At 37.9% G+C, this 13,115-nt stretch carries 10 protein-coding genes; 3 read left to right on the top strand and 7 right to left on the bottom strand.

The features are described 5' to 3' along the window. The first annotated feature begins 172 nt into the window (after positions 1–172). A complete protein-coding gene (locus CHB66_RS11500; RefSeq protein ID WP_089241060.1) occupies positions 173–1,426 on the top strand; it encodes a hypothetical protein in 1,254 nt (417 codons plus the stop codon). A 187-nt stretch (positions 1,427–1,613) separates the two neighbouring features. Here CHB66_RS11500 and CHB66_RS11495 read toward each other — a convergent pair whose 3' ends face one another. Then, entirely contained in the window at positions 1,614–2,018 is a 405-nt protein-coding gene (locus CHB66_RS11495) for a GNAT family N-acetyltransferase (RefSeq protein WP_089241058.1), read from the bottom strand. A 57-nt stretch (positions 2,019–2,075) separates the two neighbouring features. Next, the gene (locus tag CHB66_RS11490) at positions 2,076–3,521 is read right to left on the bottom strand and encodes a protein adenylyltransferase SelO (protein WP_089241167.1); all 1,446 of its coding nucleotides are present in this window, start codon (positions 3,519–3,521) and stop codon (positions 2,076–2,078) included. 343 nt (positions 3,522–3,864) lie between these two features. Between CHB66_RS11490 and CHB66_RS11485 the strand changes: the two genes are divergently transcribed. After that, entirely contained in the window at positions 3,865–4,518 is a 654-nt protein-coding gene (locus CHB66_RS11485; protein WP_089241056.1) for an ROK family protein, read from the top strand. Between the two features lie 16 nt (positions 4,519–4,534). On the opposite strand, the gene CHB66_RS11480 is transcribed toward CHB66_RS11485, so the two are convergent. The 3 genes from CHB66_RS11480 to CHB66_RS11470 are packed head-to-tail and all read right to left on the bottom strand — an operon-like array spanning position 4,535 to position 7,022. Continuing rightward, the gene (locus CHB66_RS11480; protein WP_089241054.1) at positions 4,535–5,497 is read right to left on the bottom strand and encodes an MlaD family protein; all 963 of its coding nucleotides are present in this window, start codon (positions 5,495–5,497) and stop codon (positions 4,535–4,537) included. A 2-nt stretch (positions 5,498–5,499) separates the two neighbouring features. Continuing rightward, positions 5,500–6,240: an ABC transporter ATP-binding protein gene (locus CHB66_RS11475; protein ID WP_089241165.1), complete on the bottom strand. Its 741-nt coding sequence runs from the start codon at positions 6,238–6,240 to the stop codon at positions 5,500–5,502. Positions 6,241–6,245: 5 nt separating this feature from the next. Further along, positions 6,246–7,022: an MlaE family ABC transporter permease gene (locus CHB66_RS11470; protein ID WP_089241163.1), complete on the bottom strand. Its 777-nt coding sequence runs from the start codon at positions 7,020–7,022 to the stop codon at positions 6,246–6,248. Positions 7,023–7,542: 520 nt separating this feature from the next. On the opposite strand from CHB66_RS11470, the gene CHB66_RS11460 reads away from it, so the two are divergent. Beyond that, positions 7,543–10,305: a M14 family zinc carboxypeptidase gene (locus CHB66_RS11460; RefSeq protein WP_089241050.1), complete on the top strand. Its 2,763-nt coding sequence runs from the start codon at positions 7,543–7,545 to the stop codon at positions 10,303–10,305. Positions 10,306–10,365: 60 nt separating this feature from the next. Here CHB66_RS11460 and CHB66_RS11455 read toward each other — a convergent pair whose 3' ends face one another. Further along, positions 10,366–11,490, bottom strand: a complete 1,125-nt coding sequence (locus tag CHB66_RS11455; RefSeq protein WP_089241048.1) for a cytochrome-c peroxidase — start codon at positions 11,488–11,490, stop codon at positions 10,366–10,368. 31 nt (positions 11,491–11,521) lie between these two features. Further along, a complete protein-coding gene (locus tag CHB66_RS11450) occupies positions 11,522–13,045 on the bottom strand; it encodes a DUF6850 family outer membrane beta-barrel protein (protein WP_089241046.1) in 1,524 nt (507 codons plus the stop codon). Between the last annotated feature and the right edge of the window lie 70 nt (positions 13,046–13,115).

Genomic DNA, 13,115 nt, shown 5'->3' with positions numbered 1-13,115 from the left:
TGGATCTGTGAACTATAAGAAGGGAGATAAATATCACCAAAGTCATTATTTTCATATTGTTACAATAAGATTTAATTCTAAATTGTTTTGAACATTGACTAACAAAATTTAAGATTTTTTAATTGATGACTTACCAAGAAATTCATTTACTTGCTTTTAAATATTTAAGGCTATGAACAGAATTTTATACAATTTCAAAACATTTCCTAAGCTCTTTTTAGCGATGTACATTTTTATTTATTGTTTTCCATTTCCAATCAACTACATGCCTTATGGTTATCAATTACTGGGAAAGCAGATCAATAATTTCAAAGCCAAACTTAATATTTGGACTGCCGAGTACCTTTTAGGTTACAAGCCTGTAAGTTATCAGGAAATGAATGGCAGTGGGGATACCACCTTAGATTATGTTGCCTTATTGAGCTATTCTTTGGTAGCTGTGATTATTGTGTTGGTAATTAGGCTTGTTTTTAGAAAATATGATTTTATTCACAAGGTCTATCCTGCTGCATTGGTTTATGCGCGGTATTTTATTGGTATTACATTGGTGTCTTATGGAGTGATTAAGTTTTTGCATGGTCAGTTTCCAAGTCCTAGTTTGATGGCTTTAGAAACTACATATGGCGAATCTTCACCTATGGGGCTTGCATGGAGGTTTTTTGGGTATTCATCATTATATAAGGGTTTTATGGGAGTGTCTGAAATCCTTGCGGGTATGTTGCTGCTATTTAGGAGAACTGTATTATTAGGGGCTTTACTTTCCATAGCTGTTTGTACCAATATTTTTATTGTGAATCTTTCTTTTGATGTTCCGGTAAAGTTATTTTCAGGTCATTTATTGATGTTTTCTATATTGATAGCTTTGCCATATTTCAAGTCACTGATTTCATTTTTTATCTTACATCAACCAACTCAGATTCGCTCTATATCCTATCCATTGGTAAGTAAGTGGGATAAAATAGCCTATTATGGTGCAAAAACTATCCTTGTAGCGCTGATTCCATTGAGCCTTGCTTATGGTCATGTTGCTAGCCAGTCATTCAGGACTTATCTCAACGAATGGGAAGGCGTATATGAAGTAACGCATTTTGAAATTGAAGGCAAAGAAAACCTATCAGCAACTGCACATTGGGAAAAAGTCATCATCCAGGGGCAAACGATCATGACAATCAATCGTGCAAAAACAAAAAATTACTACACCATTGAGCAAATATGGAATGAGGGTGAAATCAATTTTGTATCCTCTTCAGAACAAGAAGATCCATATCAGCTATTCGTTACGGAGTTAGAAGACGGCACCTATTCACTGACGACTACTATTGGTAATAATCAATACCAAGTAAGTGCAAAACGAAAAATTAAAGCTGATTACCTGTTGATGAATCGTGGATTTAGGTTTGTCAATGAATTGCCATTTAATAGATGATTTGTAGTTTATTAAGAGTAAGCTAATATTCAAAAATTTCTTTTCGTCTTAGTGGGAATTACAATTTGAGATGTAACGCCGGTGACACGGGTTTAGCGGATGTTACTGATCTTATAGATATTTGCTCTTTTAGCTAAGACTTTTTTGTGTCTTAGCTTGAATTAGCTTTACTAATTAAAAAGAACTCTCAGAGCATTTTTTCCATCACCACATAATCCATTCCTGCTTTTTGAAAAGTTTTTGTGGTTGTAACCAAGCCAAAGTTTGAATAAAAGTCAACTTTCGACACCCTTGCATTGCACCAAATTTTAGGGACATCTCGCTTTTGCATAAATCCGATCATATAGACTAGCAATTTGCTCCCATAGCCTTTGCCTTGGTGTTTTGGAAGGGTTGCAAATTTTCGAAATTGAGCTCCATCTTCTTTTTTGAAGACGGACACTACAGAAATCAGTTCCCTATTGGCAAAAAGGCCTAGATGTGTGGCTTCTTCGTCTCCTGGAACCCTCACAAAGTCAAGGTCTTTGTCAGGCCACATGGCTAGGTGCCTAATAGGCAAGGCTTCCTCTAGGCTGATTTCTCTGATGATCATGTCTGTGGTTTAATATTTTGGGGTGGTTTCTATCTGCTTGCAAAATAGCATTTTTTATCAAGTTCCACAGAATGTTTGATAACCTTCATCTCGATTTTGTGGTGGAAATTGATAAGCGGTATATCCTATTTTCGGTGTGTATGGATCTTGAAGAACATCCAGTAATTTTTTAAATAAACTGAAATCATTAACTTCAGCAGCTAAATCTAGCGCTGCTTCGACTTTATCATTTCTTGGAATAAATTGTGGATTGTATTGATTCATTTGTGTGATTGCTTCTTCTAACGGGCGGCCATTTTGACTTGCTCTTTTCAGCCAGTTCATATACCAGTCTTGATATTCGAGGCTTTCAAATAGTTTTTCATCTTGAAACTCTCCTGAAGCAATACCTAAAAATGTATTGGTGTAGTCAGCTTGGAATCTTTGCATCATATGCAAAAGGTCATCTATTAAAAGCTGATCACCTTCCTCCTCTCCTAGCCATCCCAGTTTGTCACGCATCATCCCAAGGTATTCACTTTGATAAGATTGAGGAAAGTTGTTGATGACATCTTGAGCCAATTGAACAGCTTTATCTTGATCTTCATCGATTTGATTGACCAATGCTATTGCCAAGCGAGAAAGGTTCCACTGAGCAATTTTGGGTTGGTTGCCGAAGGCATATCTCCCTGAAGAATCAATGCTACTAAAAACTGTCTGTGGATCATAGGCATTCATGAATGCACATGGGCCATAATCGATTGTTTGACCACTGATGGTCATGTTATCCGTATTCATGACACCATGAATGAAACCGACTCGCATCCATGCTACAATCAATCTGATTTGTAGCTGCTGAACAGCTTTTAACAATTCTAGGGCTGGATTATCAGCATCTTTTAATTCGGGAAAATGTCTGTAGATAGCGTATTTCGTAAGTGCCTTTTGATCTTCCAAAGTTGTAAATTGATAAGCGTATTCAAAAGTACCCACGCGAAGATGACTTTTAGCCACTCTCGTAAGGATAGCACCATCATAATTTTTCTCTCTGTAAACTTGCTCCCCTGTTTTTACGACAGCTAATGAACGCGAAGTTGGGATTCCCAGTCCATGCATGGCCTCTGAAATCAGGTATTCTCTGAGCATGGCTTTTACAGTCGCTCTTCCATCACCACCACGGGAAAAGGGTGTTCTGCCAGAACCTTTGAGCTGTATGTCGTAAAGCAAGCCATCTTTACCTCTTTTTTCTCCTAATAAAATAGCCCTTCCATCTCCTAGCATGGTGAAATTACCAAATTGATGCCCTGCATAAGCTTGAGCCAAAGGTTTAGAATTAGGGATTATTTGATTACCTGAGCATATTTTTAACCAATCGTTAATTTGAAGATCATCAATACCCAATTGCTCTACTAATTCATGATTGAAAAGGAGCATTTCAGGTGATTTAACTGGAATGGGGTTTTGTAAGGAAAAAAATTGCAGAGGAAGATTGCTATAGGTATATGATAGATCTGGTATATTCATTTTTACAATTGGATTTTGGGATTTCCATTTCAAGTTCCAAACATAGCTGAATTGCGAAAGATTCATTTTTAAAATTTCAGTATGTCTGGCATACTCAATTTCGACATCAACTCATCAGGGAACTGCCTATGCTATAACTCTGAGTTGCTGAAGTCAATATTGTTTGAGGAGACAGCTTTTTTATTAGGTAAGCTTTAAAAGAGCCAAGTTGAAGTGTTACCATTTGGAGCTATAGATCAAGATTTTTTTCTTAGATATAGCGAATATTTAAGTCCAATGACAAGATTGGATATAAAGAAAAATTGATTTAGTTTTAGCTAGAAGAACTATAAACGCATCAATTTTGAAAATACTTGTCATAGACATCGGTGGATCCAATGTGAAGGTTAGGGTAAATAATGGAGAGGAAAGAAGAAAAATCCCATCAGGAAATTTTATGAATCCTAGTTTTATGGTCGCTGAGGTGAAGCGGTACACAGAAGATTGGGACTTTGAAGTGATTTCCATAGGATTTCCTGGTGTGGTAAAAAATGGAAAAATTGCTTCCGAACCCGTCAATCTAGGTGGAGGCTGGAGAGGTTTTGACTTTGAGTCAGCTTTTGGTAAACCTGTAAAAATCCTCAATGACGCGGCCATGCAAGCACTTGGCTCTTATGACAAGGGGACCATGTTATTTTTAGGCTTGGGTACTGGACTTGGTTCGGCCTTGGTCAGTGAGGGTCATGTGGTTCCCATGGAATTAGCGCATTTGTCTTACAAGAAGGGTGTATTTGAAGATTATGTAGGCAAGCGTGGATTCAAAAAACTAGGCTTGGTCAAATGGAATAAGCATGTGAATTATGTTGTCAGACGTTTTGATACAGCATTCAATCCAGATGAAATTGTCCTAGGTGGAGGTAATTCCAAACACCTGAGCAAAGTCCCTGAGAAATGTAGATTAGGCAACAACCATATGGCATTTGAAGGAGGCTTGAAGATGTGGAATGGTAGAAACTAGTTCATTTGATTTTACTCTACTCTTTTTTCTCCAGCCTACGGAAATACCTTCTGAATAGAAAATTCTGTTTTAAGGCTTCCATATTCTGATTGAAGTTGTCAGTTCCTGATTCAAGGTTGGATATAGTTTGCTGAATTTCAGCTCTTAAAGCACTATCTTGGAGAATTAGGTTTACCGTTCCTTCTGCTTCTTGAATTTCAGTCAGCCAGTTTCTGATTTCAGCTATCAAGGTGACGGCATTTTCACTGGTTTGTATGACATTATCCATAGAAGCTATCAATTGTTCGCTTAGCGTTTCATTTGTAAACGCAGTATGGACCAACCCCTCACCCACTTCTAATTTTTTCAACAAGTCCAAGCCTGATTTCGTCATAGCCGTAGCATTGCGACTAGCTAGATTAAGTTCCTTGATAGTACTTTTGATATCAGCTGTCATTTCTTGATCAGAAAGTACTTTCCATAGTGCCTCGCTTTGATTGAGTTTATTGGTGATATCGTAAAGATTGACAGCTATGCGTTCAAAATAATCCCCCGTGGAGCCAAGCCTTTTCAGCATTTCATCAGTACTGAGAACATCTTGCGGGTATAGCGTATCTCCTTCAATTATTGGCCTAGCATCTCCATCTTGAGGAATTATTTGAAGAATTTTGTTCCCCATTAATCCATCTGTATTGATAGAAGTCAAAGCATTTTGCTTGATATTTGGTTGCATTTTTCTTTTGACCAAAAAGTAAACGAATATAGAGGAATCGTTGACCATATCGATAGATTTTACTGTGCCGATATCCATTCCTTTGAATCGGACATTGTTGCCAGGTACGAGTCCATTGACATTGTCCATCACAGCCACAACTTCAACAGAAGAGCCAAATAGATTTTGGTTTTTCCCAATCATATATAGAGAAAAAACTAGGAATAGGACACCAGCTATGACCATTAGTCCAAGTTTTGCGCTATTCAATTCTTTTTTTTCTTTCATGGCTAGTCAAAGAATTCACGGATTTTAGGATCCGTTGATTTTTTTAAATTTTCAAATGTATCTTCTGCATAATTTTTCCCATCGATCAACATGATGACCCGATTGGAAGTAATGCGAATACAGTTCATGTCATGAGAAATGATGATCGATGTTGCATTATATTTTTTTTGAACATGTACCATCAATTCTGAGATTTCTCTTGATGTAATCGGATCAAGTCCTGTAGTGGGCTCGTCATAAAGAATCACCTTAGGTTTGAGAATCAGCGAACGTGCTAGTGCTACTCTTTTTTTCATTCCACCTGAAAGTTCTGCGGGCATCATATCGATAGTATGTGCAAGCCCAACATCTGTCAATGCTTCTAATACTGCTTTTTCCGCCCCTTGTTTCCGATGGTCGGTACTCCAATGCCTTCTTAGTGGGAATTCCAAGTTTTGCCTTACGGTCATGGAGTCATACAAGGCGTTGCTTTGGAAAAGGAATCCAATTTCTGACCTCAGTTGATCTACCTCATCTTCATCCATATCCTGAATGGATTGATTAAGGATTTTAAGCAATCCAGCATCGGCTTGAATCAGATTGATGATGCATTTGATCAGGACTGATTTGCCAGAACCAGATTTACCTAAGACTACGATATTTTCGCCAGGTGAAACTTCCATGCTGAAGTCTTTGAGCACATGGTTGCTTCCAAAGGACTTATATAGATTTTTGACTTCTACTATGGGAGTTGAATTTTTCATATCGATCATGTCAAGCCCAATAAATCCGTCACTTGTACTGCAATCAAGTCAATAATGAAGACCAATAAGGAAGCTACAATTACAGCAGTTGTAGCGGAACGACCTACTCCTTCTGTTCCTTTTTTGGAATAATAGCCCATGTAGCAGCCTATGATACCTATGGCAAAACCAAAGAAGAAAGTTTTGACAATAGCTGGAATCAAATCTCCAAAACTTAAAGCATCAAATACCTGGAACCAATAGAGGTTCCAGCTGACACTACCTCTGATATTTACACCTAGGTAACCACCATAGAGCGAAATGGCATTGGCCAAGCTACTCAATACAGGTACCATCAGGGTTGCAGCCATTACGCGCGTTACTACTAGGTATTTAAATGGATTGGTACCTGATACCTCCATAGCGTCAATCTGCTCTGTCACGCGCATAGATCCTAACTCGGCTCCGATTCCAGATCCGATTTTACCCGCACAGATCAATGCTGTGATGACCGGGGCGATTTCACGTATCAAAGAAACAGAAACCATGGCTGGAAGCATGGATTCAGCACCAAATTCTACCAAAGTTGGTCTCGACTGAATGGTCAATACCAAACCCATGATGAATGCAGTGATGCCCACCAATGTAAATGTCTTGAAGCCGATCCAGAAACATTGGTTGAGAAACTCCTTGTATTCTTGTTTCGGCTTGATGACTGTTCTGAAGAACTTACCAGTAAATCTGGCAATGTTTCCGATTTCCTTCAAGAATTCATTTTGCTCTATTTGAAAGGTTTTCAGCATGCTTATTTGGTTCTTGCTCAAATTTGCAGAATTTACAAGCATAAATTCAAAATGTCAATCAGTTAAAAGTATGACATTGATCAGTTTATCTGAAATTGTCCGAAACTGTAAATATAATTGTCCGAAATAGGACATCTACTGATGTTAAAATGATGAAATTATACATTAGAACACCCATTTTAAGTTTGGAAGCTATTTTGTGAGTAGATCTAAAAAAATTAAATATGATGACATTTCTGCTTTGGTTGATACTCTTGATCATCTGTTGGCCTATTGCCATATTGGCATTATTCCTTTATCCTATCGTTTGGCTTTTACTGCTTCCCTTTAGATTATTAGGTTTTGCGATCAATCTGTCGTTTGATTTGATCAGGAGTATTTTTTTATTACCCTTTAGGTTGCTCGGTGTTCGATGATTGACATATTTTGACCATTGATCGATTTTGAATGGATTTCATGTAAATGCCATATCTGATTGGATAGATTTTTTGTAGATTGAATGATCACTAATTAATTCACTATGAAAAAACGTTACAATGCTATCCTGCTATTGATCTTTTTTTTATACCTAGGTCAGGTTAATGCTCAGCAAATAGATCAGGTATATAATCAGAAGATCAAGGATTTTACAACAGACAAGCGGTTTTTGCCTCAGTCTTTACTGGATCTTGTTGTTCATCCTAATATTCCTTCTCCTTTGAAGCATTTTGGACATATCATTGGCGAAGAAGGGCATGTTCATAGAACTTCTGAGATTTACGCCTACTATCAGCAATTAGCTGAAACTTCCCCCATGGTTCACATGCAGGAAATGGGCGAAACAGAGGAAGGTCGAAAGTTTTATTTGATTGTCATAGGAGATGAAAAATCAATCCAGAATTTGGATCAGTACAAAACACAAACAGCGCTTTTGGCTGATGCTAGGAAGACCAGTGTGGAAGAGGCCGAAAAAATCATCGAAACAGCTAAACCTATATATTATGTGAGCGCGGGTATGCACGCTACCGAGATGGGGGCCCCAGAAATGTTGATGGAACTAGCTTATCGATTGGTGACTTCTGAGGCTGTTCATATCAAAGAAATTAGAGAAAATATCATTACAGTCATCAATCCTGTTTCTGAACCTGATGGTTGGGATAAACAAGTGGATTGGTATTACAGACACACTAAAGGTAGAGAGTTATTTGATGATGGATTTCCAAGGTCAGTACCCTATTGGGGTAAATATGTTTTTCATGACAATAACAGAGATGGACTACAAGTTTCACAAGCCATCACAAAATCCATCTTCAAAGGGTTTTTTGAATTTCACCCAACTGTGATGTTGGATTTACACGAGTCTGTTCCCCTACTCTACGTTTCTACAGGGACTGGGCCATATAATGACTTTGTAGACCCGATTACCCAAAGTGAATGGCAAGTAATGGGCAATCATGATGTGGCTGAAGTGGCTGCACAAGGGATGCCAGGAGCATTCACATGGGCTTTTTATGATGGCTGGTGGCCAGGATATGGTATTTGGGTAGCTAATAATCATAATTCCAACGGTCGTTTCTATGAAACTTATGGCAATGCAGGTGCAGATACTTATTTGAGAGATCTGTCTACCTCTCGCTATGCGGGTGATCTCGCAACTTCCAAAGAATGGTATAGACCAGATCCTGCTACGCCACAAGTATTGTGGTCTTTTAGAAATAATATCAATTATACGCAAACAGGAGTGATTGCTTCTCTTTCCTATGCCGCCAATAATGGCAAAATGTTGCTTCGAAATTTTTATAAAAAAGGATTCAACAGCGTAGAAAAAGGTAGAACAGAAGGACCTAAAGCTTTTACGATTGCCAAAGCACAAAGGGATCCTGCTATGGTTGCTTACTTAGCCAATCAATTGATGGTTCAAGGTATAGAGGTACATGAATCAGCGGATGAATACTTGGTTTTATCTGAGCAGCCTTATAGAAATCTTTTGGTTTCATTGATGACTCCTCAGGCCTATCCAAAAGATGCCAAATTTCCTCCTTATGATGCCATCGCTTGGACTTTACCCAATTTATATGGAGTTGAGGTAGATGCTTTGGGTGAGCTAGATGGCAAAAATCTATCTTCTTATAAACTTTTAACAGAAGAGGTGAAATACGATGGAAAAGTGGATGGCAGCGGCAATGCTTTTATCCATACTTATCAAGCTCAAAACAATGTCCTTCCAGCTTTATATGCGCTCAAGCAACAAAATAAGAATGCTGGAATTACTGTTTTGAAGAAAACAGAATCAATCAACGAGAAAGTATTTCCCGCTGGCTCTGTAATTATTACTAAAACAAATTTGAACCAAATCAAACAGTTAGCAGAAACTTTTGGATTAGATTTTGAAGCAAGTTCAGCTGATTTTTCTAGATTTGAACAGAAGTCAATCAACCTTCCACGAGTAGCCATCTATCATACCTGGTACAATACCCAAGATGAAGGCTGGTCAAGGTATACTTTTGAGCAGAGGGGAATTCCTTATACTTCGATCGATAAGGACGAGTTGAAGGCTGGAAACTTGAAATCTAAGTATGATGTGATCTTGATTCCTCGGGTGAGAGGCAATGCAAAAATGTTTATCAATGGAGTAGACAGCAAATTTGGACCTATGCCCTATACCCAAACAGCCGAATTCCCGAGCCATGGGGTTCCCGCTTCTACCAGTGATATGACAGGTGGACCTGGATTTGGGGGCATAGAGCATTTGAGAAAATTTGTACAAGATGGCGGCTTGCTGATAGCCTTAGAAAATAGTGCAGCTATCATGGCGGAATTGGGTCTTGCACCTGAGTTGAGTCCAGTCAGTTCGGGTAGTTTATTCCATCCGGGGTCTATTGTGATGGCAAAAGTGAGAAAATCCAGTTCACCAATTGTCAATGGATATCCAGAGGAATTTTCGATTTTTAGGGGTAATGGTCCATTGTTGCAAACGAATAAATACAACAGAGATTTGATGCTTGTGCAGTATGGAAGCAAGCCATTGAAAGATGAGATTCCTTATGAAGGCCCAATTCTTGGGATGACTGATAAGCCTAAAAGTGAGAAGGTGGAAGCTAAGGAAGAAAAATCAAAGCCTTATGTAGTTGCTGGTATGGTAAGAAATGAACAAGAGATCATTGGTCATGGAACTGTATTCAATGTGCCTGTTGGTCGAGGCAATGTTTTAGCCTTCACATTTGATCCATTGCATAGATTCCTCAATCATCATGATGCGCCTATGGTTTGGAATGCACTGATTAATTGGGATGGATTGAGGTGAGTTTTATATTGATTCAAATTATAAGAGACTGTCTCGTATGTAGGGACAGCCTCTTTTTTTTTATTTAGGGATTTCAGGTCTTGCCATTCTAAAATTTGGTGCAGAGAGTGCATGAAGAAAGGCAATTAAGTGTTCTTTTTCTTCCAGTGACAAGTCTAGTTTCTTGAGTAAATGTGATGTTTCAGGAAAGTTTGGATCATCTTCCATTCCAGGTCGTGGTTTGGGTCTTGCCATCCCATTATCATACATCTGCATGATTCCCATGATATCATTGAAGAAGCCATTGTGCATCCATGGTCCTGTATACATGACATCTCTCAGTGAAGGAGTTTTAAACTTGCCAATATCTTTTGGATCACCTGTAAAATCAAATCTACCTAAATCTTCAAACCTTCCTCCATAGAAGTGTAAGCCTAGATTATGAAATTTATTGTCGGTAAAAAATGGTCCGTTATGGCAATTGATGCATCGGGCTTTTGTCCTGAATAAATGCATTCCTTGGATAGCTTCGTCAGAAAGTGCATCTTTTCTCCCTTTCATAAATTGGTCAAAGTCACTTGTACGACTTGTTAAGGATCGTTGGAAATAAGCAAGAGCAGAGGAAAGTCTTTCTGTTGTAACAGAATCATCTCCAAAGGCTTCTATGAAGTATTTCTTGTATCCTTCAATTTTGGAAAGCTTCGTTGGTAAAAAATGAATTTTCTGGTGCATTTCTATCGGATCTTCCACAGGCATCAAGGCTTGTTCTTCCAGAGTGGCAGCTCTACCATCCCAGAAAAGAGGTTCTGTTTGCCAAATATTGTTGAGCCCTGGAGAGTTTCTTTTTCCTACTTGATGGTTATGACCTACAGATTGAGATCTTCCATTTGACCAGCCTAATTCTGGATCATGACAAGTAGCACAGCTGATTTGATTTGATGAAGATAATCTAGGGTCAAAGAAAAGTACTTTACCTAATTCGATCACTGGTTTGAGGGAATCTACATTTCTATACGGATTGTCAGGCATCAAGCCAATTTCTCTAAATTCAACATCCTCGTCTACATGTGGCTCAGGCCAATGTTCAGATGGCTGAGAATAAATTTGTCTGAGTTGGTCCGCTGTATACTTCTGAGAGACTTGAACCCATCCTATACAGGTCAGCAAAGTAATGGTAGATAATATGATGATTTTACGCTTAGTCATTTGATAACTCTAAATTATTTGGGTTTGACAATCAATGGATAAAATTGATGCTGAATCCTATGGTCTGTCTTTGTGTATTCCTTATTTCAAAATAGTCCGAATTGAGTGTAGTTAATGGTTGAAAATTGTTGAAGTTACCAAATATGACTGGGTTAAGATCAAATTTTCCCAAGCTGTATCTAGCTGATAGTGTTGCCTGGATTTGTCTAAATTCAGAACTGAAATAGTCAATATTTGGAATCATGATGCTTCTACTGACGACATTGATTTGATTGGGAATGATGTTTACAATTTGGTCTAGATTCTGATTCCAATTGATCGAAAGTTCAGGGTAAAAGGTCAATTTTTTGGAAACCTTTAATGGGAATTGAGCACCAATACCATAGTTAAAATTGATGATTTCATAAGCATGACTTGCATTAAAATCCCGCATAGCATGCGTATTATGATTAATCGTGGAGTATAAATTGAAATTATTTAGATTTTTGAAGGTATAGAAAATATCCAAGCCATAACTATAATCATCTTGCTGGAAGTTGTTCCCAACCAATAGGTTATTGAAATCAGTTCCTTGGCTGACTTGTAGCTTTCCTACTGCTTGAATTACGCTGCTTTGATTCTGGTATTCTACAAAGATTTTATTTTCGATTATGTCGATATCATAAAAGCCGATTTCTTCAAAAATTCTTTGAGATCCTTCTACCCCTCTTCTATTGAATTGTTTTTGGGAAAGAGAGTAATTGAATTCATTACTTATTTTGAGGTTTTCACCAGTGTAGTAATAAGCAGCTGAAATGCCATAACCTTCATCAAATAATTCGTAATTGGGTCTTCTTAGTAAATTGAAAGAAGCACCTCCCATCATGGTATAAATATTATATTCTGAACGTCCAAAGCTATCATTGCTTTGATTGAAATTAGATACAGATCCTCTTTCCTTTGCACTCAAGATTTGTACACCTGCTGCTATTTGATGATTCTCAATAAACCGATAGGAGATTTGTACCTTTGGTTTGATTAAATAGTAATTAATCAAAGGCCTTGGATCATTTCCTCTGCTGTGGGTTTGCAGTGAGTAGTCTACACCAATTCCAATTCCTAGTTTATCTCCAAAGAAAAACTTGCTGGCATTGATGTAGGAATTGAAAATTTCATTTCTCCAATTTCCTCGCCTAATATTGCCATAGTAATAAGGAGTTTCGTTAACATTTCTCGTTTGCTTCCACCCTACACTGTCTTGCTTTTGATTTTGATACCGGAAGTATCCTTCTATTAACCAACCTTTTACTTCCCTATTGCCATAGCTAAAGAACCCATAGTTTCTTTCCTTTTCTGGCATTTGGATGGTATGAAATTCTCCATCTGTATAATCCCAATAAGCACCACTAAACCCAAATTCCTGCCCTATCAAGGTCGATCGTAGTGGTTGGATCGCGAATTGATCCAAATACACTTGAGTGCTTTTCAAGAGCAGTTTTTCATTCCAGTCAGCCTGTTGAGCGAAGACCGAAAAGTTAAAGTTTAAAAGGATTAATATGTAGAATAGTTTTTTCATAGATAGAGAACGATACTCTGTTTTAGAATAGAGAAGGGGGAGAAATATCCCCCCTTTTTTGAATAGATAG

It is taken from the genome of Belliella buryatensis (assembly GCF_900188245.1).
GTDB lineage: Bacteria > Bacteroidota > Bacteroidia > Cytophagales > Cyclobacteriaceae > Belliella > Belliella buryatensis.
The sequence above is the reverse complement of the archived record's forward strand: the minus strand, read 5'-3'. Positions and strand labels throughout refer to the sequence as shown.